The 21,769-nt window shown below is 61.2% G+C and carries 35 protein-coding genes; 34 read left to right on the top strand and 1 reads right to left on the bottom strand.

Annotated features, from left to right (window positions below):
* The first annotated feature begins 52 nt into the window (after nt 1–52).
* The 33 genes from rpsJ (at nt 53) to ACSQ3L_RS20370 (ending at nt 21,211) form a co-directional block, all read left to right on the top strand.
* Complete coding sequence (gene rpsJ, locus ACSQ3L_RS20530) at nt 53–361, top strand: 30S ribosomal protein S10 (protein ID WP_010909272.1); 309 nt, start codon at nt 53–55, stop codon at nt 359–361.
* Between the two features lie 61 nt (nt 362–422).
* Nucleotides 423–1,136 (top strand): 50S ribosomal protein L3, encoded by a 714-nt coding sequence (rplC, locus tag ACSQ3L_RS20525; protein WP_292186194.1) that lies wholly within the window; start codon nt 423–425, stop codon nt 1,134–1,136.
* Nucleotides 1,136–1,756, top strand: coding sequence for a 50S ribosomal protein L4 (gene rplD, locus ACSQ3L_RS20520; RefSeq protein ID WP_436161586.1), 621 nt, complete (start codon nt 1,136–1,138; stop codon nt 1,754–1,756). The genes rplC and rplD overlap by 1 nt, the downstream gene beginning before the upstream one ends.
* The gene (locus ACSQ3L_RS20515) at nt 1,753–2,046 is read left to right on the top strand and encodes a 50S ribosomal protein L23 (RefSeq protein WP_292186200.1); all 294 of its coding nucleotides are present in this window, start codon (nt 1,753–1,755) and stop codon (nt 2,044–2,046) included. The genes rplD and ACSQ3L_RS20515 overlap by 4 nt, the downstream gene beginning before the upstream one ends.
* A 22-nt stretch (nt 2,047–2,068) precedes the next feature.
* Complete coding sequence (gene rplB / locus ACSQ3L_RS20510; protein WP_436161585.1) at nt 2,069–2,902, top strand: 50S ribosomal protein L2; 834 nt, start codon at nt 2,069–2,071, stop codon at nt 2,900–2,902.
* A gap of 16 nt (nt 2,903–2,918) precedes the next feature.
* Nucleotides 2,919–3,197: a 30S ribosomal protein S19 gene (gene rpsS, locus ACSQ3L_RS20505; RefSeq protein WP_006205463.1), complete on the top strand. Its 279-nt coding sequence runs from the start codon at nt 2,919–2,921 to the stop codon at nt 3,195–3,197.
* A gap of 2 nt (nt 3,198–3,199) precedes the next feature.
* Nucleotides 3,200–3,589 (top strand): 50S ribosomal protein L22, encoded by a 390-nt coding sequence (gene rplV, locus ACSQ3L_RS20500; RefSeq protein WP_006205462.1) that lies wholly within the window; start codon nt 3,200–3,202, stop codon nt 3,587–3,589.
* Nucleotides 3,589–4,314 carry a 30S ribosomal protein S3 gene (gene rpsC / locus ACSQ3L_RS20495; RefSeq protein WP_023672753.1) on the top strand — a complete coding sequence of 242 codons (726 nt, stop codon included), beginning with the start codon at nt 3,589–3,591 and terminating at the stop codon, nt 4,312–4,314. Before rplV ends, rpsC begins: the two co-directional genes overlap by 1 nt.
* 27 nt (nt 4,315–4,341) lie before the next feature.
* Complete coding sequence (gene rplP / locus ACSQ3L_RS20490) at nt 4,342–4,755, top strand: 50S ribosomal protein L16 (protein WP_013531427.1); 414 nt, start codon at nt 4,342–4,344, stop codon at nt 4,753–4,755.
* A gap of 13 nt (nt 4,756–4,768) precedes the next feature.
* Entirely contained in the window at nt 4,769–4,969 is a 201-nt protein-coding gene (rpmC, locus tag ACSQ3L_RS20485; RefSeq protein WP_006205459.1) for a 50S ribosomal protein L29, read from the top strand.
* A gap of 11 nt (nt 4,970–4,980) precedes the next feature.
* The gene (rpsQ, locus tag ACSQ3L_RS20480) at nt 4,981–5,220 is read left to right on the top strand and encodes a 30S ribosomal protein S17 (protein WP_010909280.1); all 240 of its coding nucleotides are present in this window, start codon (nt 4,981–4,983) and stop codon (nt 5,218–5,220) included.
* A gap of 73 nt (nt 5,221–5,293) precedes the next feature.
* Nucleotides 5,294–5,662 carry a 50S ribosomal protein L14 gene (gene rplN / locus ACSQ3L_RS20475; RefSeq protein WP_006205457.1) on the top strand — a complete coding sequence of 123 codons (369 nt, stop codon included), beginning with the start codon at nt 5,294–5,296 and terminating at the stop codon, nt 5,660–5,662.
* A gap of 12 nt (nt 5,663–5,674) precedes the next feature.
* Nucleotides 5,675–5,989, top strand: coding sequence for a 50S ribosomal protein L24 (gene rplX, locus ACSQ3L_RS20470; protein ID WP_013531428.1), 315 nt, complete (start codon nt 5,675–5,677; stop codon nt 5,987–5,989).
* Complete coding sequence (gene rplE, locus ACSQ3L_RS20465) at nt 5,982–6,581, top strand: 50S ribosomal protein L5 (RefSeq protein ID WP_013531429.1); 600 nt, start codon at nt 5,982–5,984, stop codon at nt 6,579–6,581. The genes rplX and rplE overlap by 8 nt, the downstream gene beginning before the upstream one ends.
* A 27-nt stretch (nt 6,582–6,608) precedes the next feature.
* Nucleotides 6,609–6,914 (top strand): 30S ribosomal protein S14, encoded by a 306-nt coding sequence (rpsN, locus tag ACSQ3L_RS20460; protein WP_013895695.1) that lies wholly within the window; start codon nt 6,609–6,611, stop codon nt 6,912–6,914.
* A gap of 12 nt (nt 6,915–6,926) precedes the next feature.
* Entirely contained in the window at nt 6,927–7,325 is a 399-nt protein-coding gene (gene rpsH, locus ACSQ3L_RS20455) for a 30S ribosomal protein S8 (RefSeq protein ID WP_013531431.1), read from the top strand.
* 89 nt (nt 7,326–7,414) lie between these two features.
* Entirely contained in the window at nt 7,415–7,948 is a 534-nt protein-coding gene (gene rplF / locus ACSQ3L_RS20450; protein WP_023682603.1) for a 50S ribosomal protein L6, read from the top strand.
* A gap of 139 nt (nt 7,949–8,087) precedes the next feature.
* Complete coding sequence (gene rplR, locus ACSQ3L_RS20445; RefSeq protein WP_023757972.1) at nt 8,088–8,447, top strand: 50S ribosomal protein L18; 360 nt, start codon at nt 8,088–8,090, stop codon at nt 8,445–8,447.
* A gap of 131 nt (nt 8,448–8,578) precedes the next feature.
* Nucleotides 8,579–9,142: a 30S ribosomal protein S5 gene (gene rpsE, locus ACSQ3L_RS20440; protein ID WP_006333394.1), complete on the top strand. Its 564-nt coding sequence runs from the start codon at nt 8,579–8,581 to the stop codon at nt 9,140–9,142.
* A gap of 24 nt (nt 9,143–9,166) precedes the next feature.
* The gene (rpmD, locus tag ACSQ3L_RS20435) at nt 9,167–9,364 is read left to right on the top strand and encodes a 50S ribosomal protein L30 (RefSeq protein ID WP_006205449.1); all 198 of its coding nucleotides are present in this window, start codon (nt 9,167–9,169) and stop codon (nt 9,362–9,364) included.
* A gap of 22 nt (nt 9,365–9,386) precedes the next feature.
* Nucleotides 9,387–9,860, top strand: coding sequence for a 50S ribosomal protein L15 (gene rplO, locus ACSQ3L_RS20430; RefSeq protein WP_352633702.1), 474 nt, complete (start codon nt 9,387–9,389; stop codon nt 9,858–9,860).
* Between the two features lie 193 nt (nt 9,861–10,053).
* Nucleotides 10,054–11,394, top strand: coding sequence for a preprotein translocase subunit SecY (secY, locus tag ACSQ3L_RS20425; RefSeq protein WP_056588610.1), 1,341 nt, complete (start codon nt 10,054–10,056; stop codon nt 11,392–11,394).
* Entirely contained in the window at nt 11,391–11,987 is a 597-nt protein-coding gene (locus tag ACSQ3L_RS20420) for an adenylate kinase (RefSeq protein ID WP_436161584.1), read from the top strand. Before secY ends, ACSQ3L_RS20420 begins: the two co-directional genes overlap by 4 nt.
* Nucleotides 11,988–12,196: 209 nt before the next feature.
* A complete protein-coding gene (gene rpsM, locus ACSQ3L_RS20415) occupies nt 12,197–12,565 on the top strand; it encodes a 30S ribosomal protein S13 (RefSeq protein WP_006205445.1) in 369 nt (122 codons plus the stop codon).
* A gap of 127 nt (nt 12,566–12,692) precedes the next feature.
* Nucleotides 12,693–13,082, top strand: coding sequence for a 30S ribosomal protein S11 (rpsK, locus tag ACSQ3L_RS20410; protein WP_006205444.1), 390 nt, complete (start codon nt 12,693–12,695; stop codon nt 13,080–13,082).
* A 104-nt stretch (nt 13,083–13,186) separates the two neighbouring features.
* The gene (locus ACSQ3L_RS20405; RefSeq protein ID WP_013531438.1) at nt 13,187–14,197 is read left to right on the top strand and encodes a DNA-directed RNA polymerase subunit alpha; all 1,011 of its coding nucleotides are present in this window, start codon (nt 13,187–13,189) and stop codon (nt 14,195–14,197) included.
* A 104-nt stretch (nt 14,198–14,301) separates the two neighbouring features.
* Nucleotides 14,302–14,733, top strand: coding sequence for a 50S ribosomal protein L17 (gene rplQ / locus ACSQ3L_RS20400; RefSeq protein WP_436161583.1), 432 nt, complete (start codon nt 14,302–14,304; stop codon nt 14,731–14,733).
* Between the two features lie 201 nt (nt 14,734–14,934).
* On the top strand, nt 14,935–16,422 hold the full coding sequence (locus tag ACSQ3L_RS20395) for a DegQ family serine endoprotease (RefSeq protein ID WP_436161582.1): 1,488 nt from the start codon (nt 14,935–14,937) through the stop codon (nt 16,420–16,422).
* Nucleotides 16,423–16,469: 47 nt separating this feature from the next.
* A complete protein-coding gene (locus tag ACSQ3L_RS20390; RefSeq protein ID WP_436161581.1) occupies nt 16,470–17,777 on the top strand; it encodes a replication-associated recombination protein A in 1,308 nt (435 codons plus the stop codon).
* Nucleotides 17,778–17,782: 5 nt separating this feature from the next.
* On the top strand, nt 17,783–18,436 hold the full coding sequence (locus ACSQ3L_RS20385) for a DUF930 domain-containing protein (protein WP_436161580.1): 654 nt from the start codon (nt 17,783–17,785) through the stop codon (nt 18,434–18,436).
* Between the two features lie 161 nt (nt 18,437–18,597).
* Nucleotides 18,598–19,428: an aspartyl/asparaginyl beta-hydroxylase domain-containing protein gene (locus ACSQ3L_RS20380; RefSeq protein WP_436161579.1), complete on the top strand. Its 831-nt coding sequence runs from the start codon at nt 18,598–18,600 to the stop codon at nt 19,426–19,428.
* Between the two features lie 125 nt (nt 19,429–19,553).
* The gene (locus ACSQ3L_RS20375; protein WP_436161578.1) at nt 19,554–20,246 is read left to right on the top strand and encodes a hypothetical protein; all 693 of its coding nucleotides are present in this window, start codon (nt 19,554–19,556) and stop codon (nt 20,244–20,246) included.
* Nucleotides 20,247–20,302: 56 nt separating this feature from the next.
* Complete coding sequence (locus ACSQ3L_RS20370) at nt 20,303–21,211, top strand: hypothetical protein (RefSeq protein WP_436161577.1); 909 nt, start codon at nt 20,303–20,305, stop codon at nt 21,209–21,211.
* Here the strand turns inward: ACSQ3L_RS20370 and ACSQ3L_RS20365 are convergent.
* Complete coding sequence (locus ACSQ3L_RS20365) at nt 21,171–21,341, bottom strand: hypothetical protein (protein ID WP_436161576.1); 171 nt, start codon at nt 21,339–21,341, stop codon at nt 21,171–21,173. The two genes, ACSQ3L_RS20370 and ACSQ3L_RS20365, sit on opposite strands and share 41 nt — an antisense overlap.
* Between ACSQ3L_RS20365 and crcB the strand changes: the two genes are divergently transcribed.
* Nucleotides 21,334–21,708: a fluoride efflux transporter CrcB gene (gene crcB / locus ACSQ3L_RS20360; RefSeq protein WP_436161575.1), complete on the top strand. Its 375-nt coding sequence runs from the start codon at nt 21,334–21,336 to the stop codon at nt 21,706–21,708. The two genes, ACSQ3L_RS20365 and crcB, sit on opposite strands and share 8 nt — an antisense overlap.
* Nucleotides 21,709–21,769 lie beyond the last annotated feature (61 nt).

The following is a 21,769-nucleotide window of genomic DNA, read 5'->3' as shown; positions in this document are numbered from 1 at the left end:
CTGTCGCGGGCGCGGGAGTTGCCCGCGCCGCGCCAGAACAAGGAAGTGACGCATGAACGGACAGAATATCCGCATCCGCCTGAAGGCGTTTGACCACCGCGTGCTCGACGCCTCGACGAAGGAAATCGTGTCGACGGCCAAGCGCACCGGCGCAAACGTCCGCGGCCCCATTCCGCTGCCGACGCGGATCGAAAAGTTTACGGTCAACCGGTCGCCTCACGTCGACAAGAAGAGCCGCGAGCAGTTCGAGATGCGCACGCACAAGCGTCTGCTCGACATCGTCGATCCGACCCCGCAGACGGTCGATGCTTTGATGAAGCTCGATCTGGCCGCCGGCGTCGACGTCGAGATCAAGCTCTAAGGGAATGAGAGCGCGGTAAGGGGCGGTGCCCCTGGCCCGGAACTCTAAAGGAATTGAACCGATGCGTTCAGGTGTGATTGCAAAGAAGGTGGGAATGACCCGCATCTACAACGATGCCGGGGAACATGTTCCCGTCACCGTTCTCCAGATGGAGAACTGCCAGGTCGTGGCCCAGCGCACGCAAGAGAAGAATGGCTACACCGCCGTTCAGCTCGGCGTTGGCCTTGCCAAGGTGAAGAACACGTCGAAGGCGATGCGCGGCCATTTCGCGACCGCTTCCGTCGAGCCGAAGGCGAAGGTTGCCGAGTTCCGCGTCTCCGCCGACAACATGATCGATGTCGGCGCCGAGATCACCGTCGAGCACTTCGTCGCCGGCCAGAAGGTCGATGTGACGGGCACGACGATCGGCAAGGGTTTTCAGGGCGTCATCAAGCGCCACCACATGGGCGGTGGCCGTGCGACGCACGGTAACTCGGTTTCGCACCGTACGCACGGTTCGACCGGCCAGCGCCAAGACCCGGGCAAGGTGTTCAAGGGCAAGCATATGGCTGGCCACATGGGCGATACCCGCGTCACCACGCAGAATGTCGAGATCGTATCGACCGACGCCGACCGCGGCCTGATCCTGATCCGCGGTGCGGTTCCCGGATCGAAGGGCGCCTGGATCCTGGTCCGCGACGCGGCCAAGGTGGCGCTGCCGGCCAATGCGCCGAAGCCTGCCGCGATCCGTGCTGTCGCCAAGAACGATGCCCCGGCCACAGAGGGAGCGGAATAATGGATCTCAAGATCACAACGCTTGGCGGCAAGGACGCCGGCAAGGTGAAACTCTCCGAGGAGATTTTCGGCCTTGATCCGCGCGAGGACATCCTGCAGCGCGTCGTGCGCTGGCAGCTCGCCAAGAAGCAGCAGGGCACGCACAAGACCAAGGGTCGCGCCGAGATCGCGCGCACCGGCGCCAAGATGTACAAGCAGAAGGGTACGGGCCGCGCCCGTCACCATTCGGCACGCGCTCCGCAGTTCCGCGGCGGCGGCAAGGCCCACGGCCCGGTCGTTCGCAGCCACGAGCACGAACTGCCGAAGAAGGTTCGCGCGCTCGGCCTCAAGCATGCTCTCTCGGCCAAGGCCAAGAGCGCGTCGATCATCATCATCGACGAGCTGAAGCTGACCGAGGCCAAGACGAAGGCGCTGATCGCGAATTTCGCGACGCTGGGCCTGACCAACGCCCTGGTGATCGGTGGCGCCGAGCTTGACAAGAACTTCAAGCTGGCGGCGACGAACATCCCCAACATCGACGTGCTGCCCATCCAGGGCATCAACGTCTACGACATTCTGCGCCGCGGCACGCTGGTCCTTTCGAAGGCCGCCGTCGAGGCTCTCGAGGAGCGCTTTAAATGACCGACCTTCGTCATTACGACGTGATCGTCTCGCCGGCGATCACCGAAAAGTCGACCATGGCCTCCGAGCAGAACCAGGTCGTCTTCAACGTCGCCAAGAAGGCGTCGAAGCCGGAAATCAAGGCCGCCGTCGAAGCGCTGTTCGGCGTCAAGGTGATGGCCGTGAACACGCTTGTCCGCAAGGGCAAGATCAAGCGCTTCCGTGGCACGGTTGGCCGCCAGAGCGACGTCAAGAAGGCGATTGTGACGCTGGCCGAAGGCCAGTCGATCGACGTCGCGACGGGTCTCTGAGCAAGGCCGCGAGGACAGAACAATGGCACTGAAAAAATTTAACCCGGTAACGCCCAGCACCCGACAGCTGGTCATCGTCGACCGCTCGGGCCTCTACAAGGGCAAGCCCGTCAAGGGTCTGACCGAAGGCCTGACCAAGTCGGGCGGCCGCAACAATCACGGCCGCATCACCGCCCGCTTCATCGGCGGTGGTCACAAGCGTTCGTACCGCATCATCGACTTCAAGCGCCGCAAGTTCGACGTCGTCGGCACGGTCGAGCGCATCGAATACGATCCGAACCGCACCGCCTTCATCGCGCTGATCAAGTATGACGATGGCGAGCTGTCCTATATCATCGCTCCGCAGCGTCTGGCTCCCGGCGACAAGGTCGTGTCCGGTGAAGCGGTCGACGTGAAGCCGGGCAATGCGATGCCGCTGGCTTCGATGCCGGTCGGCACCATCGTCCACAACATCGAGCTGAAGCCCGGCAAGGGCGCTCAGGTCGCCCGTTCGGCAGGTGGTTATGGTCAGCTGGTCGGTCGTGACCAGGGCATGGCGATCCTGCGCCTCAATTCGGGCGAGCAGCGTGTCGTTCACGGTTCCTGCATGGCCACTGTCGGCGCCGTGTCCAATCCGGATCACGGCAACATCAATGACGGCAAGGCCGGTCGCACGGTTTGGCGTGGCAAGCGCCCGCACAATCGCGGCGTGACCATGAACCCGGTCGACCATCCCCACGGCGGCGGCGAAGGCCGCACCTCGGGTGGCCGTCATCCGGTTTCGCCCTGGGGCAAGCCGACCAAGGGCAAGAAGACGCGGTCCAACAAGGCGACCGATAAGTTCATCCTGCGCTCGCGCCATCAGCGCAAGAGCTAAGAAGAGGTAACGCCAAGTGACTCGTTCGATTTGGAAAGGCCCCTTCATTGACGGCTACCTTCTCAAGAAGGTGGACAAGGTTCGTGAAGGTGGTCGCAATGAGGTGATCAAGATGTGGAGCCGTCGCTCCACCATCCTGCCGCAGTTCGTCGGCTTCACCTTCGGTGTCTACAACGGCCAGAAGCATGTTCCCGTCTCGGTGAACGAGGACATGGTCGGTCACAAGTTCGGTGAATTCGCTCCGACCCGGACCTATTACGGTCACGGCGCGGATAAGAAGGCGAAGAGGAAATAATCATGGGCAAGGCCAAAGCTCCGCGCAGGCTTGCTGATAACGAAGCGCGCGCCGTGTTGCGCACGATCCGTATCAGCCCGCAGAAGCTGAACCTGGTTGCCGCGCTGATCCGCGGCAAGAAGGTCGCGACAGCGCTTTCCGATCTCGAATTCTCGGCCAAGCGGATTTCCGGCACGGTCAAGAAGACGCTGGAATCGGCAATCGCCAACGCGGAAAACAACCACGACCTCGACGTCGATGCGCTGATCGTGGCGGAAGCCTATGTCGGCAAGTCGATCGTCATGAAGCGGTTCCATGCTCGTGGCCGTGGTCGCGCCAGCCGTATCGAGAAGCCGTTCTCGCACCTCACGATCGTCGTTCGTGAAGTCGAAGAAAAAGGGGAGGCCGCATAATGGGCCAGAAAGTCAATCCGATCGGTCTTCGCCTCGGCATCAACCGCACCTGGGATTCGCGCTGGTTCGCGAACACCGGCGAGTACGGCAAGCTGCTGCATGAGGACATCAAGATCCGCAAGTATCTTGAGAAGGAACTCAAGCAGGCCGCGATCTCGAAGGTCGTGATCGAGCGTCCGCACAAGAAGTGCCGCGTCACCATCCACGCCGCGCGCCCGGGTCTGATCATCGGCAAGAAGGGCGCCGACATCGAGAAGCTTCGCAAGAAGCTGATGGAGATGACGAAGTCCGAGACGCACCTCAACATCGTTGAAGTGCGCAAGCCGGAAATCGACGCGACCCTGGTCGCTCAGTCGATCGCCCAGCAGCTCGAGCGTCGTATCGCGTTCCGCCGCGCCATGAAGCGTGCCGTTCAGTCGGCGATGCGCCTCGGTGCCGAAGGCATCCGCATCAACTGCGCCGGCCGTCTCGGCGGTGCCGAGATCGCGCGCATGGAATGGTATCGCGAAGGCCGCGTGCCGCTGCATACGCTGCGTGCGGACGTCGACTACGGCACGGCCGAAGCGCACACCGCTTATGGCATCTGCGGCGTCAAGGTCTGGGTGTTCAAGGGCGAGATCCTCGAGCACGACCCGATGGCCTCGGAGCGTCGCGCGACTGAGGGTGATGCAGCGCATGGCGGTGGTGGTGATCGCGAACGCGGTCGTCGTCGCGAAAACGCCTGAGACATTTAGGAATTTGGAGTTAGAACGATGCTGCAGCCAAAGCGCACAAAGTTCCGCAAGCAGTTCAAGGGCCGTATCCATGGTACCGCAAAGGGCGGCACCAACCTGGATTTCGGTGGTTTCGGGCTGAAGGCGCTTGAGCCGAACCGCGTCACCGCGCGCGAGATCGAGGCGGCCCGCCGCGCGATCACTCGCGAAATGAAACGCGCCGGTCGCGTCTGGATCCGTATTTTCCCAGACGTGCCGGTCACTTCGAAGCCGACCGAAGTCCGCATGGGTAAGGGCAAGGGTGCGGTCGACTACTGGGCGGCGCGCGTCAAGCCGGGCCGCATCATGTTCGAGATCGACGGCGTCAATGAAGAAACCGCCCGTGAGGCACTGCGTCTCGGCGCGGCCAAGCTCTCGGTCAAGACGCGCTTCGTGCAGCGCATCGCAGAATAAGGACGGGCTGATCATGAAAGCCGAAGACATCCGGACCAAGACCCAGGACCAGCTGACCGACGACCTGGCCAGCCTGAAGAAGGAGCAGTTCAACCTGCGCTTCCAGAAGGCCACCGGCCAGCTCGAGAAGACCGCGCGCGTGAGACAGGTCCGTAAGGACATTGCGCGTATCAAGACCATCGCTGCGGAAAAGTCCGCGGCTAAGAAGGCTTAAGGACGAAAACCATGCCAAAGCGCATTCTGCAGGGCACCGTCGTCAGCGACAAGAACGAGAAGACGGTTGTCGTCAAGGTCGAACGGCGCTTCACGCATCCCGTGATGAAGAAGACCGTGCGCATGACCAAGAAGTACAAGGCGCACGACGAGAACAACGCCCACAAGGTTGGCGATCAGGTGTTCATCCAGGAATCGAAGCCGATTTCCAAGGACAAGCGCTGGATCGTCGTGTCTTCGGACCAGGCGTAAAACAAACGAATTTTGGACAGACCGGGGAGGGGCTTAGAGCCTGTCCCGTTAGAAGAGAAGAAGGCGGCCAGTCATGATTCAGATGCAAACAAACCTCGACGTCGCGGATAATTCCGGCGCCCGTCGTGTCATGTGCATCAAGGTGCTGGGCGGCTCGAAGCGGAAATACGCTTCCGTGGGCGACATCATCGTGGTGTCGATCAAGGAAGCCATTCCGCGCGGCCGCGTGAAGAAGGGCGATGTGATGAAGGCGGTCGTGGTTCGCACGGCCAAGGACATCCGCCGCCCGGACGGCAGCGTGATCCGTTTCGACAAGAACGCGGCCGTTCTCGTCGACAACAAGAAAGAGCCGATCGGCACGCGTATCTTCGGACCGGTTCCGCGCGAACTCCGCGCCAAGAACCACATGAAGATCATCTCGCTCGCGCCTGAAGTGCTGTAAGGAGCCGGACCAATGCAAAAGATTAGAAAAGGCGACAAGGTCGTCGTGCTGGCCGGCAAGGACAAGGGCCGTTCGGGCGAAGTCCTCTCGGTACAGCCGAAGGAAGACACCGCGCTGGTGCGCGGCGTCAACATGATCCGCCGTCACCAGAAGCAGTCCCAGTCCCAAGAGGGCGGGATCATCACCAAGGAAGCGCCGATCCAGCTGTCGAACATCGCGCTGGCCGATCCCAAGGATGGCAAGCCGACCCGCGTCGGTTTCATCTTCCAGAAGGACGGCAAGAAGGTGCGCGTCGCCAAGCGCTCGGGAGAAGTCATCAATGGCTAAGGCTCAAACCACGAAGCCCAAGGCTGAAAGCAAACAGTCCAAGGCTCAGAACACGCCGCGCCTCAAGCAGGTCTACAACGAGACCATCCGCAAGGCGCTGCAGGAACAGTTCGGCTACGACAACGAGATGCAGGTTCCGCGCATCGACAAGATCGTGCTGAACATGGGCGTTGGCGAAGCGACCGCAGATTCGAAGAAGCCTTCGATCGCGGCCGAAGACCTGGCGATGATCGCCGGCCAGAAGGCCGTCGTCACCCGCGCCCGCAACTCGATCGCCGGCTTCAAGGTCCGCGAGAAGATGCCGATCGGCGCCAAGGTCACGTTGCGCAAGGAACGCATGTACGAGTTCCTCGACCGCCTCGTGAACATCGCACTGCCGCGCGTCCGCGACTTCCGCGGGCTCAATCCGAAGAGCTTCGATGGCCGTGGCAACTACGCCATGGGCATCAAGGAACACATCGTGTTCCCGGAGATCAACTACGACAAGGTTGATCAGATCTGGGGCATGGACGTCATCGTTTGTACGACTGCGAAGACGGACGACGAAGCCAGGGCATTGCTCAAGGCCTTCAACTTCCCCTTCCGCCAGTAACGGCAGCGAGAAAAGGAAAAATCTGAAATGGCAAAGACCAGCTCAGTCGAGAAGAACAACAGGCGCCGCAAGCTTGCCGACCAGTACGGTCCCAAGCGGGCTGCCCTGAAGGCGATCATCATGGATCAGTCCAAGCCGATGGAAGAGCGCTTCCGCGCTCAGCTCAAGCTTGCTGCCATGCCGCGCAACTCGGCCAAGATCCGCATCCGCAACCGCTGCGAAGTTACCGGCCGTCCGCGCGCCTACTATCGCAAGCTCAAAGTATCGCGCATCGCGCTTCGTGATCTCGGCAATAACGGCCAGATCCCGGGCCTGGTCAAGTCGAGCTGGTAAGGAGGACATAACATGTCATTGAGCGATCCTCTCGGCGATATGCTGACCCGCATCCGCAACGCATATGGCCGCAAGAAGTCGAGCGTTTCGACGCCGGCCTCGCGCCTGCGCACCCGCGTCCTCGACGTGCTGAAGGCTGAAGGCTATATCCGCGATTACAGCCAGACCGACTTCGACAACGGCAAGTCCGAAATCGAGATCGAGCTGAAGTATTTCGACGGCGCGCCCGTCGTGCGCGAAATCGCCCGCGTCTCGAAGCCAGGCCGCCGCGTCTACGTCTCGGCCAAGTCGATCCCGCAGGTCGCCAACGGCCTCGGCATCGCTATCCTTTCGACACCGAAGGGCGTGATGGCCGACCACGAAGCACGTGAACAGAACGTCGGCGGTGAAATCCTCTGCCAGATCTTCTGATCTGGCAGTTGACCGCACAGTGGAATCCGGTCTTCGGATCGTTCCCGAAGACAGAGACCTGAAACAAGAGAAGTGACGAGGACAACAAAATGTCTCGTATTGGAAAGAAACCCGTTTCGCTGCCGCAGGGCGTGACCGCGACCGTCAACGGCCAGACCGTGACGGCGAAAGGCCCCAAGGGTGAGCTGAAGTTCGTGGTGAACGACGAAGTCCTGGTCAAGATGGAAGGCAGCGAGATCGCTGTCCAGCCGCGCGACCAGACCAAGACCGCCCGCTCCAAGTGGGGCATGTCGCGCACGCAGATCGTCAACATCCTGCAGGGCGTCAAGGACGGTTTCGAAAAGAAGCTCGAGATCACCGGCGTCGGTTATCGCGCAGCGCTTCAGGGCAAGAACCTGCAGCTGGCACTTGGCTTCAGCCATGACGTCGTCTATGAGACGCCGGCTGGCATCACCATCACCGTGCCGAAGCCGACTGAGATCACCGTGACCGGCATCGACAAGCAGCAGGTCGGCCAGGTTGCGGCCGAGATCCGCGAATACCGCGGCCCCGAGCCTTACAAGGGCAAGGGCGTCCGTTACGCTGGCGAGAAGATCGTCCGCAAGGAAGGCAAGAAGAAGTAGTGGGCTTGGCCCCGAAAAGTTGAAGACTTTTCGGAAAGGACCAAGCTAAGAAGTGTAACGCCGCGGGGAGCGGTCGCGGGAGGCGCTTTCGCCTACCGCATATGGCGGCCCCCGTTTTTTGAAGGCAAGGAAGACCATCATGGGTACCAAGGAATCCACGCAGCGCCGTGCGCAGCGCGTCCGTCGTCAGATCAAGAAGGTCGCCGGCGAGCGTCCGCGTCTGTCGGTCCACCGCACGTCGAAGAACATCTACGTGCAGGTCATCGACGACGCCAAGGGCCACACCATCGTCGCCGCTTCGACGCTCGAGAAGGACCTCAAGGGGTCGCTCAAGACCGGCGCCGACACCGCCGCCGCCGCCGCGATCGGCAAGCTGATCGCCGAGCGCGCCACCAAGGCCGGCGTCAAGGAAGTCGTCTTCGACCGCGGCGCCTACATCTATCACGGCCGCGTCAAGGCGCTCGCCGAGGCTGCCCGCGAAGGTGGCTTGAGCTTCTAAGCATGGTCCCGAAAAGTTGCAGACTTTTCGGATAAGGATTATGCGAAGGGAATGATTTCGCCCCCGGTGACCCACAGAGGCACTGGATCTTATCAGCAACCGTGCTTCCGGAAAAAAACAAGGAACAGGATATGGCACAGGAACGTAGGGATGGCGGCCGCGGCCGCGATCGTGAAGAACGCGATGATGGCATGGTGGACAAGCTCGTCCACATCAACCGCGTCGCCAAGGTCGTCAAGGGCGGCCGTCGCTTCGGTTTTGCAGCACTCGTCGTCGTCGGCGACCAGAAGGGCCGCGTCGGCTTTGGTCACGGCAAGGCTCGCGAAGTGCCGGAAGCCATCCGCAAGGCAACTGAATCGGCCAAGCGCGACATGATCTTCGTGCCGCTGCGCTCGGGCCGTACGCTGCACCACGACGTCGAAGGACGCTGGGGCGCCGGACGCGTGCTGCTGCGCGCTGCCAAGCAAGGTACCGGCATCATCGCCGGTGGCCCGATGCGCGCTGTCTTCGAGACGCTCGGCATGCATGACGTGGTCGCCAAGTCGATGGGTTCGTCGAACCCCTACAACATGGTTCGCGCCACCTTCGACGCGCTGAAGAGCCAGATGCATCCCAAGGATGTGGCTGCTGCTCGCGGCATCAAGTATTCGACCCTTCAGGCCCGCCGCGGCACCGCCGTTGCGGCTGAAGAATAGTCGATCTGACCAGGGATTTTGACCATGGCCAAGAAAGCAACCAAGACCATCACCGTTGAGCAGATCGGTTCGCCGATCCGCCGTCCGAAGGAACAGCGCGCGACGCTGGTCGGGCTCGGCCTCAACAAGATGCACAAGCAGCGCACGCTGGAAGATACGCCCTCCGTGCGCGGCATGATCGCTGCCGTCCAGCATCTCGTCCGCGTCGTGGACGAGGGCTGAGCCAGAGCGCAGGAGAACTCAGATGAAACTCAACGATCTGCGTGACAATGACGGCGCGACGCACTCCAAGAAGCGTCTCGGCCGTGGTATCGGCTCCGGCTCCGGTAAGACCGGCGGTCGCGGCGTCAAGGGCCAGAAGGCGCGCTCCGGCGTCGCCATCAACGGCTTCGAGGGTGGCCAGATGCCGCTCTACCGGCGCCTGCCGAAGCGTGGCTTCAACAACATCTTCGCCAAGAGCTTCACCGTCGTGTCGCTGGCCCGCATCCAGGTGGCCATCGACGCCAAGAAGCTCGACGCCAAGGCGACCGTGACGGCTGAATCGCTGGTTGCCGCCGGCGTCATCCGCCGCGTCAAGGACGGCGTGCGCATCCTCTCGGACGGCGAGATCAAGGCGAAGCTCGCCTTTGACGTCGCCGGCGCCTCCAAGGCCGCGATCGAGAAGATCGAAAAGGCCGGCGGTTCGGTCAAGCTGCCGGAAAAGGCAGCCGCCGAGTAACGGCAATTTGAAGCGCGATCGGCAAGAGTGGGCTCCGGTTTTGTTCACGATTGCGCTTTGGTCTGCTCAACGAGGCGGCCGCGTCGACGCGGCCGCTTGCATGTTTAGAGCCCGGAGCTTATCTCGTGAGCTTCGGTGAAACGCGCCGCCTGACCTCAAGGGCCATCAAGCGTTACCAAGCGGAGAATCAGGCATGGCTTCGGCTGCTGAACAATTAGCCTCGAATCTGAATTTCTCGGCCTTTGCCAAGGCGGAGGACCTGAAGAAACGCATCTGGTTCACCATCGGTGCTCTGCTCGTCTATCGCCTCGGCACCTATATCCCGCTTCCCGGTATCAATCCCGATGCCTTCGCCCAGGCCTTCTCCTCGCAGAGCAAGGGCGTGCTCGGCATGTTCAACATGTTCGCCGGCGGCGCCGTGCAGCGCATGGCGATCTTCGCGCTCGGCATCATGCCTTACATCTCCGCCTCCATCATCATGCAGCTGATGACCTCGGTCATTCCGTCGCTGGAAGCGCTGAAGAAGGAAGGCGAGCAGGGCCGCAAGGTCATCAACCAGTACACGCGCTACGGCACCGTGTTGCTTGCGCTGGTTCAGGCCTATGGCATTTCGGTCGGTCTGGAAGGCGGCAACGGCATCGTCAGCGATCCCGGCATGTTCTTCCGCATCTCGACCGTGGTCACACTGGTTGGCGGCACCATGTTCCTGATGTGGCTGGGCGAGCAGATCACCGCTCGCGGCATCGGCAACGGCATTTCGCTGATCATCTTCTCCGGCATCGTCGCCGGCCTGCCGCACGCCATTTCCGGCACGCTGGAACTTGGCCGCACCGGCGCGCTCTCGACCGGCCTGATCCTGGCGATCATCGTGCTGGCCATCGTCGTGATTGCGCTCATCGTGTTCTTCGAGCGCGCCCAGCGCCGCTTGCTGATCCAGTATCCGAAGCGCCAGGTCGGCAACCGCATGTTCCAGGGCGACACCTCGCATTTGCCGCTGAAGCTCAACACGTCGGGCGTCATTCCGCCGATCTTCGCCTCGTCGCTGCTGTTGCTGCCGGCCACCGTCGCCGGCTTCTCGCAGACGACCAACATGCCGGCATGGGCCAGCACGGTGCTGGCGTCGCTCGGCCACGGCCAGCCGCTCTATATGCTGTTCTATGCGGCGATGATCGTGTTCTTCGCCTTCTTCTACACGGCTATCGTGTTCAATCCGAAGGACACTGCCGATCAGCTCAAGAAGCATTCGGGCTTCATTCCGGGCTACCGTCCGGGTGAACGCACCGCCGATTACATCGATTACGTTCTCACCCGCATCACCGTCGTCGGCGCCATTTATCTGGTGCTGGTGTGCCTGCTGCCGGAGTTCCTGATCTCGGCGACTGGCGTACCATTCTACCTCGGTGGCACATCGCTTCTGATCGTGGTCAGTGTCACGCTCGATACGGTTGCGCAGATTCAGGGTCACCTGATTGCGCACCAGTATGAAGGCCTGATCAAGAAGTCGAAGCTGCGCGGGGGGAAGAAAGCCAGATGAGGTTGATATTGCTTGGGCCGCCAGGAGCGGGCAAGGGGACACAAGCACAAAGACTGGTAGAAAAACACGGCATACCCCAGCTTTCGACGGGCGACATGCTGCGTGCTGCCGTCCAGGCTGGCACCGAAGTCGGTAAGCGCGCCAAGGCGGTGATGGATGCCGGTGAACTGGTGTCCGACGCCATCGTCAACGCCATCGTCGCCGAGCGTATCGATCAGACCGACTGCGCCAAGGGGTTCATCCTCGACGGCTATCCGCGGACCCTGGTGCAGGCGGACGCGGTCGAACGGATGCTTTCGGATCGCTCCCAGGGCCTCGACGTCGTCATTGAACTTGTCGTCGACGACAAGGCGCTGGTTGGTCGTATAGTCAAGCGCGCCGACGAGGCGCAGGCCGCCGGCCTGCCAGTTCGCAAGGACGACAATCCGGCTGTGTTCGAGGAGCGTCTGCGAGAGTACTACAAGAAGACGTCGCCGCTGATTGGCTACTACTACGCCAAGGGTAAGCTCCGCAGTGTTGACGGCATGGCCGGTATCGATGCCGTGACGGAGCAGATCGAAGCGGTGCTCAAGGACGCAACGCGGGGAAATTAACGATTGCACTTGACGGAAGCGGTTCGCTGCGGTATGGCGGCCCGTCTTCCTATCAGGCATGGGCTTTGCTTGTCCGCAAGGGCAAGGCAGCCGCTTTGAACTGGAAACTCCCGCATGGGCCGGCCTCCACCGGACGCGGGGCAACTTGAGATAGCGCCGGCCTGCCTTGTTTTTGAGGATTGGCCGGCCCACATGGAGAAGGGAAGAACATGGCTCGTATAGCCGGCGTCAACATTCCGACCAACAAGCGCGTCGTCATTGCGCTTCAGTACATTCACGGCATCGGCAAGAAGTTCGCCCAGGAGATCGTCGACAAGGTCGGCATCCCGGCCGAGCGTCGCGTCAACCAGCTGACCGACGCGGAAGTGCTGCAGATCCGCGAAACCATCGACCGCGATTACCAGGTCGAGGGCGACCTGCGCCGCGAAGTCTCGATGAACATCAAGCGGCTCATGGACCTCGGCTGCTACCGCGGCCTGCGTCACCGCCGCTCGCTGCCGGTCCGCGGCCAGCGCACGCATACCAATGCGCGCACCCGCAAGGGTCCGGCCAAGTCGATCGCCGGCAAGAAGAAGTAAGTGAGCGAATAGCGAGTAGCCATTAGCGAGTAGGGAATCCCTATTCGCTATTTCCTACTCACTACTCGCTCTCAAAGGTGGAGCCGCTGGCATTACGGCGGTGTAGAGATCAACTGAAAGGACTATCATGGCCAAGGAAGCCGCTCGTGTTCGCCGTCGCGAACGCAAGAATATCTCGTCGGGCGTTGCCCACGTCAATTCGACCTTCAACAACACGATGATCACCATCACCGACGCGCAGGGCAATTCGATTGCCTGGTCGTCGGCCGGTGCCCAGGGCTTCAAGGGTTCGCGCAAGTCGACCCCGTTCGCTGCCCAGATGGCTGCCGAGGATGTTGCCAAGAAGGCCCAGGAACACGGCATGCGCATGCTCGAAGTCGAGGTCTGCGGACCCGGCTCCGGTCGTGAATCGGCACTGCGCGCCCTGCAGGCCGCCGGCTTCACCATCACCTCGATCCGTGATGTGACGCCGATCCCGCACAATGGCTGCCGCCCGCGCAAGAAGCGTCGCGTCTAAGCAATTTACCGAACGTCGCGCGAGCGCCCTTGGGGCGCTCCTCCACGGCATTCCAGGTCGCCCGCCACGATTGGATGGTGGCGGGTCAACGGAAGGAAAGCACCATGATCCAGAAAAATTGGCAAGAACTGATCAAGCCGAACAAGATCGAGTTCTCGTCGAAGAAGAAGACGCTGACCACGCTGGTCGCCGAGCCGCTCGAGCGTGGCTTTGGCCTGACGCTGGGCAACGCGCTGCGCCGCGTGCTTCTGTCTTCGCTGCGCGGTGCGGCTGTTACCGCCGTGCAGATCGACGGCGTTCTGCATGAATTCTCGTCCATCGCCGGCGTGCGCGAGGACGTGACCGACATCGTCTTGAATATCAAGGAAATCGCCATCCGCATGGAAGGCGATGGTCCCAAGCGCATGGTCGTTCGCAAGCAGGGACCGGGTGCGGTTCTCGCCGGCGACATCCAGACGGTTGGCGACGTCGAGATCCTCAACCCGGACCACGTCATCTGCACGCTGGACGAAGGCGCTGAAATCCGCATGGAATTCACCGTCGACACCGGCAAGGGCTACGTGCCGGCCGACCGTAACCGCGCTGAAGACGCGCCGATCGGCCTGATCCCGGTCGACAGTCTCTATTCGCCGGTCAAGAAGGTCTCCTACAAGGTCGAGAACACTCGTGAGGGCCAGGTTCTCGACTATGACAAGCTGACCATGACGATCGAGACCGATGGCTCGATCACTGGCGAGGACGCGGTGGCTTTCGCCGCCCGCATCCTGCAGGACCAGCTCGGCCTGTTCGTCAACTTCGACGAGCCGCAGAAGGAAGTCGCCGCCGAGGCCGTCACCGAGCTCGCCTTCAACCCGGCGCTGCTCAAGAAGGTCGACGAACTCGAGCTTTCGGTGCGTTCGGCTAACTGCCTGAAGAACGACAACATCGTCTATATCGGCGACCTGATCCAGAAGACCGAAGCCGAGATGCTGCGCACCCCGAACTTCGGCCGCAAGTCGCTGAACGAGATCAAGGAAGTCCTGGCGGCGATGGGCCTGCATCTCGGCATGGAAGTGCCGGACTGGCCGCCGGAAAACATCGAAGACCTCGCTAAGCGTTACGAAGACCAATATTGAGCATGAATTCCAAGGATCGGCGGCGTGGGCCGCTCGATCCGACGGTCATGCGGAAAACCATCAGAGGCCGCGGCCTCTTGAACAACTGAAGAAGGAAAAGAGCCATGCGCCACGGTTTCAAAGGCCGTCGCTTCGCCCGAAGCATTAGCCATCGCAAGTCGATGTTTGCCAACCTCGCCGTGTCGCTGCTCGAGCACGAGCAGATCGTCACCACCCTGCCGAAGGCGAAGGATTTGCGTCCGATCGTCGAGAAGCTGGTGACCCTCGGCAAGCGCGGCGACCTGCACGCCCGCCGTCAGGTGATCGCGCAGATCGGCAATGAAGGCATCGTCAAGCGCCTGTTCGACACCATCGCCCCGCGCTACGCCACCCGCAATGGCGGCTATCTGCGCATCATGAAGGCGGGCTTCCGCCACGGTGACAACGCCGCCATGGCCGTCATCGAGTTCGTCGATCGCGACACCTCGGCCAAGGGCGCCGGCGACCGCGCCCGCATCGAAGCCGAAGGCACCGAAGCGGATTCCGCAGCCGCATAACGCTCGGTTTTTGCCAAATGACTTCAAAGGGGCCTGCGGGTCCCTTTTTTGTTTTCTGAAAGCGATAAATGGCGGCAGAAGCCAATTTTCTGGTCGGCCCCAGGGGTCTTTGCCCAAAATAATCGGATTTCAGCGGCTTAGCCTTTCATTTTGCACAATCGTCGGGACAATGCCCCCGAACTCGCCTTGGAGGATTCGTGAATGCGCGCCACCCGACTGTCCCTTGTTCTGCTCTTCGCCATGCTGGCGTTCGCGGCCGCACCGGTGGTCAGGCAGGCATTGGCCGAGGAGACCAAAACCGATCCCGGCCTGTCCGACGTGCTGACCGACCTGCTGCATGGCGTCGAGGGCGAGAACGCCACGTCCGGCCCCGACAAGCGCGTGCCGTTCGGCCGCGAGGAGGTGCAGCTGTCGTTTGCACCGCTGGTCAAGCAGACGGCGCCGGCCGTGGTCAACGTCTATGCCTCGCAGACCGCCAAGGTGACGTCGCCTTTCGACGGCGACCCGTTCTTCGAGGAATTTTTTGGCCGCTCGCAACCGCGCGCCCAGTCTTCGCTCGGCTCTGGCGTGCTGGTCGACCCGACCGGTATCGTGGTCACCAACTACCACGTCATCAAGGACGCCGATCAGGTCAAGGTGGCGACCGCCGACGGGCGCGAGTTCGACAGCAAGGTGATGCTCAAGGACGAGACGTTCGACCTTGCCGTGCTCAAGATCACCTCCGACAAGCCGTTTCCTGTCATCGCCATCGGCGATTCCGACGCGCTCGAGGTCGGCGATCTGCTGCTGGCCATCGGCAATCCCTTCGGTGTCGGCCAGACCACCACCAGCGGCATTGTCTCGGCACTGGCGCGCAGCCATATCGGCGTGTCGGATTCCAGCTTCTTCATCCAGACCGACGCCGCCATCAACCCTGGCAATTCCGGCGGCGCGCTGATCAACATGGGCGGCCAGCTGGTCGGCATCAACACGGCCATCTACAGCCGCAGCGGCGGTTCGATCGGGATCGGCTTCGCCATTCCTTCGAACATGGTTCGCGCCTTTGCCGACGCGGCCAAGGCCGGCCTCGATTTCTTCGAGCGACCCTATATCGGCGCCGAGTTCGAAGCCGTGACGCCGCAGATCGCCGAATCGCTCGGCATGGAGAAGCCGACCGGTGCACTGGTCTCGTCGGTCGAGGCGACCGGACCGGCTGCCAAGGCGGGGCTCAAGCCCGGCGATGTCGTGCTGCAACTCAACGGCAAGCCGGTCGAGGGTATCGAAGCGCTGGACTACCGGATGGCGACGCTGTCGATCGGCACAACCGCGAATTTCGCGGTTCTGACCAAGGGCCAGCAGGCGGCGATGGACATCGCGCTGGAGCGCGCTCCTGAAGGCATGAAGGCCGCCGAAGTGACGCTGCATGGCCGCAGCCCGTTCTCGGGCGCCAAGGTCGCGGAACTATCGCCCCGGCTCGCTCAGCGGCTTGGCCTGCGCACCGACATCAAGGGCGTTACCGTGGTCGACATCAACCGCGATTCTCCGGCCGCCGATTTCGGCTTCCAGCCGGGCGACATCGTGCGCGAGGTCAACGGCACCGCCATCGATACCGCGGCGACCCTGGAACTGGCGGCCAAGACGGATACGCGCTGGTGGCGCTTTACCGTCGAGCGTGGCGGGCAGATAATGCGTCAGGTGTTGCGTTATTAGGGCACGGCCCGTCCATTCGGGCTCATGCTCCAACGAAAAAGAAGTGCATGGCCGATCTGTTCAGCGTCGATGAACCGGAAAAGGTGCCGCCCGGGCGGCCGCTGGCCGACAGGCTGCGGCCGAAGAATCTAGGCGAGGTCGTCGGTCAGGAGCATCTGACCGGCCCTGACGGCGCGCTGACCCGGCTGATCGGTTCGGGTTCGCTAGGCTCGATGATTTTCTGGGGTCCGCCCGGCACCGGCAAGACGACGGTGGCGCGGCTGCTTGCAGGGGAAACCAGCCTGGCGTTTGAGCAGATATCGGCGGTATTTTCCGGCGTGGCCGATCTGAAGAAGGTGTTCGAAGCAGCCAAGCTGCGCCGCGCCAATGGGCGACAGACCTTGCTGTTCGTCGACGAGATCCATCGCTTCAACCGCGCCCAGCAGGATTCCTTTCTCCCGGTCATGGAAGACGGAACCGTCGTGTTGGTTGGCGCCACAACCGAAAACCCGTCCTTCGAACTGAATGCCGCTTTGCTGTCGCGCGCGCGGGTTCTGGTCTTTCACTCGCTGGGCGAGGACAGCATCGCCAAGCTGATGGCGCGGGCTGAGGAGACCGAGGGCAGGGCGCTGCCGCTCGATGACGAGGCGCGGGCCATGCTGATCCGCATGAGCGATGGCGACGGCCGCGCGTCTCTTACCCTTGCGGAGGAAGTCTGGCGGGCTGCCAAATCCGGCGAGATCTTCGATCCCGAGGGACTACAGCGCATCGTCCAGCGCCGCGCGCCGATCTACGACAAGGGCCAGGACGGCCACTACAATTTGATCTCGGCGCTGCACAAATCGGTGCGCGGTTCGGATCCCGACGCGGCTCTCTATTATCTCGCGCGCATGTTCGATGCCGGCGAGGATCCGCTCTATCTCGGCCGCCGGCTGGTGCGCATGGCCATGGAGGACATCGGCCTTGCCGACCCGCAGGCGCTTGTCGTCGCCAATGCCGCCAAGGATGCCTATGACTATCTCGGCTCACCCGAGGGCGAACTCGCCTTTGCCGAGGCCACCGTCTATCTCGCCACCGCGCCCAAATCCAACGCCGTCTACACCGCGTTCAAGGCGGCCACGCGGGCCGCGAAGGAACACGGCTCGCTGCTGCCGCCAAAACACATCCTCAACGCGCCGACCAAGCTGATGAAGGAGGAAGATTACGGCGCCGGCTACCGATACGACCATGATGAGCCGGATGCCTTTTCGGGGCAGGATTATTTTCCGGAGAAGATGGGTCGCCAGACCTTCTACGATCCGCCCGAGCGCGGCTTCGAGCGCGACATCAGGAAGCGGCTCGATTATTGGGCGAAGCTGCGCAAAGAGCGGGAATAACCGGCTTGCGTGGCCCGGTCGTCGTCACGCTGCGAAACGAGGCTTCGCCTTGGGGAATTTCCGCCGCGGTCGTATTCCATGCGCTGCTCGTCGCGATGCTGGCCTCGATGCCGCTGCCGAAGCCGCCGAAACGGCTGGAGGAGGAGCGGGTGTCGGTCGACATCCTGACGCCGCAACAGGTCGAAGCCTCGATCAGGCCGCCGCCGGCGCCGGCAGCGCCCGAGGTGAGGCCAGCGGAGCCGCCGCCCGTATCCCAACCGACCAACGCGCCAGCCATGATCCGGCCGACCGAAATGCTTTCGGCCAAGACGCTGGCCGATCCGCGCAGCGGGCAGGCGCGCGCCGATCTCGCCACCTTCGCTTCCGACGAGCGCATGGTGCAGTTGTGCAATCTCGAAGCCATGGATCAGATTCGCCGGTGGCGCACGGACTATCAGCCGGAGCGGGTGGTGCCTTACGCGACGGCCGAGGAAAAAATCACTGGAACCACGATCGCCGCGAATGGTGCGGCTTTCCGCAGCCGCGGAAACTGGTATGGTTTGAAGTTCAGATGCCAACTGGCCGGGGACGGCGAAAGCGTCGTCGGCTTCGAATTCCTGGTTGGCGATCTGGTCCCCAGGGAAAAATGGGACGAGCTTGGCCTGCCGGCGGTCCATTGACCCGATACCGGCAGGCTTCACCAGGCAGCCAGCCGGCCCGCAATAGCAGGGCCGTTGTGTGGTAACCCAAAAAACCTTATCAAGGCGCACGGCCGGGCGGTGGTCGTTGCCGTGATTTTGGCATCTCATTCGCAACAGGATCGCGCTTCGCGCGTGGAAAAATGACAAAAAACCTTCGCAAATCCCTTCGCAAATTCGCCATTGCCATCCCGCTTCTCGCCCTTGGCTTCTATTTCATTCCGATCCTGACGACGATCTTCATCATCTGTGGCCTGATCGATGTGCTGCGCAACGATCGCAAGGATCTGTCGCTGTTCTCAGGCTATTTCCTTGGCAACGGCCTGTTCACCTGGCTGCTTTCGCCCTTCAACCTTTTGGTCGATCTCTTGTGCTACCGAAATCCGGGTGTCTGGAAGCTGGAGCAGTTTCCCGCCGACTATCAGCGCGAGGTCAACGAAGTCCTGGACATCTTCAAGGCGCGCAAGGACGAGATCATCGCCGATATCGATGCCAATTTCGGCGCCGGCCGTCGCGGCATGTATGTCTACCAGTGGTACGGCAAGCACAAAATCGACAACGTCGCCGAGTTCAACAAGGATTTCAAATACATCAAGACCATTGCGGTCTCCGTCTTCAGCAAGCGCGAATCGACGTCCTGGCACTTCGGCCCGCTGCGGCTCAGCCTGCGCATTCTCTACAATCTGATCCCGGTGAAATCGGAGATTTTCGTCGAGTGCGGCAACGTCAAGAACTACTGGTACGACAATCCATTGTTCATCTTCGACGACACGCTGCTGCATCGCTCGGTCAACGAGTATGACGGGCGTCGCTACTGCGTCTTCATGGACATTATCAGGCCATCCCCGGTCCCCCGCCTCATCGCGGGCATGCTCGCTATCGTCTCGGTGAGCGTCGAACGCATCAATTCCATGTTTTACAAGAACTGGAAGATGATCGGTTCGACCAAGCCGAAGAAGCCCGAGACCACCTGATCCTGAGATCATCGATGCTGCCGGCTCCACCGGCGGCATTTGGCTTGCCCTGTGTGTGTAAAAACTGGCCATAGCCCCGGTTTGGCCTCGACAGTTCTGTCCCCTCCATTCCTCGGCGGCCTCAAGTGACGAAGCACGAAAATCTTATATTCTGGGCAAAAACGTACCTATGCACGGTTTTGCTTGGCGTTGCTCTTGCGGCCATATACGTAGGTCTTGAACAGCCTATATATTATTGGGATTTCGCTGCCTATTTCGACGCGTTCAACCAGTTGGGCGCACTCTTGGCTGAGAGCCCAATTCGGTGGTTGCGCCAAATAAAGATCTCCATTGAAGCGGATGATTACGGCACGGCGATTTTGGCGCCGCTGATGCCGTTTTACTTGCTCTTTGGCGGTTCAAGACTTTCATATGTCGCCGGAGTGATCACGGTTTACCTGGTCCCAACCGCTCTTTTCATGGGCAGGATGAGCTACCTGGAGGCGGTCTCCGAGACATCTCCATCCCGGAGCTGGCTCGTCGTATGGATTGCGGCCTTTCTCTACACGCCGTTCTGGGCGGCGACGCTTCGTGGATGGCCGGATATCGGCGGTTGTTTGGCGCTTTCCGCAGCGACTTATTTTCTTTGGAAATCAAGGTTCCTGACCCGTCAACCGGTGATCAGCGGAATACGTGTTGGTGGGTATCTGTGGTTGGCGTTCATGCTGCGCCGCTGGTATGCCTATTCTGGCCTAGGCATCGGGATTTCGGCGGCCCTTTTTTGCCTATTGCAGGCCGCAAAAGACCGGGACTTTCGGGCGCTTCTGAAAGCTGCGTAGGCGGCCTGTGTGCGGTTCTCGTCGTTGCCGGAGCCGCATTGGCCTTACAGCAACCCTTGATCCTCAAGATTTTGGGAACCAGCTATGGTGACCTCTACAGCGGATACAAGACGACCCTGGCCTCCCAGCTTGAGCAGGTAATATCCCGGCTCAGCTATGTGAATTGGCTATTGATAATATTGGGCCTTTGTATCTCTGTCATACGTCGCAACCGCTTTTCTTTGTTCTGTGCCGTTGCATCGGTGCTCACCTTTTTCCTCTTTACCCGGACGCAGGATCCGGACCGTCATCATTCAATGCCAATATTTCTTTGGCTCTTTCCGGCATACGCCCAGGCAATCGTCGCGATCGTTTCGATGCCGGCGCTGAGATCGCGATGGTCAGCCGTCATCATAGCCGTTGCCGCTGGGTTTGCGTATTTGGGCACTTTTCTTCCGATCGGCCGTCAGTTGCTGTCACCGGTCAGCTACGTGTTTGCGAGAGAAGACACGCTTCCGCTTCACCTTGACAATATGTCTGAGTACAGACGCCTTATTGATGATCTTGTTAGAGAAATGCGGCCGGACGATCGTTTTTCGGTATTTGCCTCAGGCTCGGTCATGAATGACTGGCTGCTGTTTGCGATGAACAAAGGTTTGGATCCTCACATCGAATGGATATGCCAGGTGGATAGTCGCGATCAATTCAGGCCGGGAGCGTTGAAATCTAAATATGTTGTCGTAACCGACCCGCCTGTTACCCATTTGCAATCGGGTGCACAGCTCTGTGTCACGATACCAGACCAAGCTATTGTCGAAGGCAAAGGCATCGGTGCCGCATATAAGCGCATCGCGGCATATCGGTTGTCCGGCGACGTCAAGGGCTACCTCTACGAACAGATGCGCCCGGTCAGCAAAGCGGAAATCGATGCCTTATACAGCGAGTTCAGAGAAAAATATCCGGGCTGGGCAACACCTGAATGGTGACGATCAGGTTTAGCAAGGGCGAGGCGGTTCCTGACGCGATCGACTGTCTGCGCCGCCGCGTCGGCTCGTCACGCATTGCATTGGGATTGACCAGGCCGCCTGTGTGGGGGCAGTAGACGAAGATGTTCAATCTGCTTCTCGTTGTGGTCGGCGGCGGCATCGGCGCCGGCATTCGTCATCTCACCAGCATGGGTGCGCTGCGGCTTGTCGGCCCTAACTATCCCTGGGGCACGATGGCCATCAACATCGTCGGCTCGTTCGCCATGGGCCTGTTCATCGCCATCTTGGCGCGCCGCGGCGGATCGAACGAGCTCAGGCTGTTCGTCGCCACCGGCATTCTCGGCGGCTTCACCACCTTTTCCGCATTCTCGCTCGATTTCGCGACGCTGTGGGAACGGGGATCCACACTGCCGGCGTTTGGATATGCCCTTGCCAGCGTCATTGGCGCCATTGTTGCCCTGTTTCTGGGACTTTGGCTCGTAAGAAGCCTGCCTTAGTGCTATTGCCGCGCCAAGAGCAGGCCGAGCTTTGCTCGGGAAATGGATAAGCGAAGAAAAT

This window comes from Mesorhizobium sp. LjRoot246, assembly GCF_964254115.1.
Lineage (GTDB): Bacteria > Pseudomonadota > Alphaproteobacteria > Rhizobiales > Rhizobiaceae > Mesorhizobium.
The sequence above is the reverse complement of the archived record's forward strand: the minus strand, read 5'-3'. Positions and strand labels throughout refer to the sequence as shown.

Bases quoted from the DNA above. Each gene is read 5' to 3' on its own strand.
- rpsJ (WP_010909272.1), top strand. From the start codon at position 53: ATGAACGGACAGAATATCCGCATCCGCCTGAAGGCGTTTGACCACCGC.
- rplC (WP_292186194.1), top strand. From the start codon at position 423: ATGCGTTCAGGTGTGATTGCAAAGAAGGTGGGAATGACCCGCATCTAC.
- rplD (WP_436161586.1), top strand. From the start codon at position 1,136: ATGGATCTCAAGATCACAACGCTTGGCGGCAAGGACGCCGGCAAGGTG.
- ACSQ3L_RS20515 (WP_292186200.1), top strand. From the start codon at position 1,753: ATGACCGACCTTCGTCATTACGACGTGATCGTCTCGCCGGCGATCACC.
- rplB (WP_436161585.1), top strand. From the start codon at position 2,069: ATGGCACTGAAAAAATTTAACCCGGTAACGCCCAGCACCCGACAGCTG.
- rplV (WP_006205462.1), top strand. From the start codon at position 3,200: ATGGGCAAGGCCAAAGCTCCGCGCAGGCTTGCTGATAACGAAGCGCGC.
- rpsC (WP_023672753.1), top strand. From the start codon at position 3,589: ATGGGCCAGAAAGTCAATCCGATCGGTCTTCGCCTCGGCATCAACCGC.
- rplP (WP_013531427.1), top strand. From the start codon at position 4,342: ATGCTGCAGCCAAAGCGCACAAAGTTCCGCAAGCAGTTCAAGGGCCGT.
- rpmC (WP_006205459.1), top strand. From the start codon at position 4,769: ATGAAAGCCGAAGACATCCGGACCAAGACCCAGGACCAGCTGACCGAC.
- rpsQ (WP_010909280.1), top strand. From the start codon at position 4,981: ATGCCAAAGCGCATTCTGCAGGGCACCGTCGTCAGCGACAAGAACGAG.
- rplN (WP_006205457.1), top strand. From the start codon at position 5,294: ATGATTCAGATGCAAACAAACCTCGACGTCGCGGATAATTCCGGCGCC.
- rplX (WP_013531428.1), top strand. From the start codon at position 5,675: ATGCAAAAGATTAGAAAAGGCGACAAGGTCGTCGTGCTGGCCGGCAAG.
- rplE (WP_013531429.1), top strand. From the start codon at position 5,982: ATGGCTAAGGCTCAAACCACGAAGCCCAAGGCTGAAAGCAAACAGTCC.
- rpsN (WP_013895695.1), top strand. From the start codon at position 6,609: ATGGCAAAGACCAGCTCAGTCGAGAAGAACAACAGGCGCCGCAAGCTT.
- rpsH (WP_013531431.1), top strand. From the start codon at position 6,927: ATGTCATTGAGCGATCCTCTCGGCGATATGCTGACCCGCATCCGCAAC.
- rplF (WP_023682603.1), top strand. From the start codon at position 7,415: ATGTCTCGTATTGGAAAGAAACCCGTTTCGCTGCCGCAGGGCGTGACC.
- rplR (WP_023757972.1), top strand. From the start codon at position 8,088: ATGGGTACCAAGGAATCCACGCAGCGCCGTGCGCAGCGCGTCCGTCGT.
- rpsE (WP_006333394.1), top strand. From the start codon at position 8,579: ATGGCACAGGAACGTAGGGATGGCGGCCGCGGCCGCGATCGTGAAGAA.
- rpmD (WP_006205449.1), top strand. From the start codon at position 9,167: ATGGCCAAGAAAGCAACCAAGACCATCACCGTTGAGCAGATCGGTTCG.
- rplO (WP_352633702.1), top strand. From the start codon at position 9,387: ATGAAACTCAACGATCTGCGTGACAATGACGGCGCGACGCACTCCAAG.
- secY (WP_056588610.1), top strand. From the start codon at position 10,054: ATGGCTTCGGCTGCTGAACAATTAGCCTCGAATCTGAATTTCTCGGCC.
- ACSQ3L_RS20420 (WP_436161584.1), top strand. From the start codon at position 11,391: ATGAGGTTGATATTGCTTGGGCCGCCAGGAGCGGGCAAGGGGACACAA.
- rpsM (WP_006205445.1), top strand. From the start codon at position 12,197: ATGGCTCGTATAGCCGGCGTCAACATTCCGACCAACAAGCGCGTCGTC.
- rpsK (WP_006205444.1), top strand. From the start codon at position 12,693: ATGGCCAAGGAAGCCGCTCGTGTTCGCCGTCGCGAACGCAAGAATATC.
- ACSQ3L_RS20405 (WP_013531438.1), top strand. From the start codon at position 13,187: ATGATCCAGAAAAATTGGCAAGAACTGATCAAGCCGAACAAGATCGAG.
- rplQ (WP_436161583.1), top strand. From the start codon at position 14,302: ATGCGCCACGGTTTCAAAGGCCGTCGCTTCGCCCGAAGCATTAGCCAT.
- ACSQ3L_RS20395 (WP_436161582.1), top strand. From the start codon at position 14,935: ATGCGCGCCACCCGACTGTCCCTTGTTCTGCTCTTCGCCATGCTGGCG.
- ACSQ3L_RS20390 (WP_436161581.1), top strand. From the start codon at position 16,470: ATGGCCGATCTGTTCAGCGTCGATGAACCGGAAAAGGTGCCGCCCGGG.
- ACSQ3L_RS20380 (WP_436161579.1), top strand. From the start codon at position 18,598: ATGACAAAAAACCTTCGCAAATCCCTTCGCAAATTCGCCATTGCCATC.
- crcB (WP_436161575.1), top strand. From the start codon at position 21,334: ATGTTCAATCTGCTTCTCGTTGTGGTCGGCGGCGGCATCGGCGCCGGC.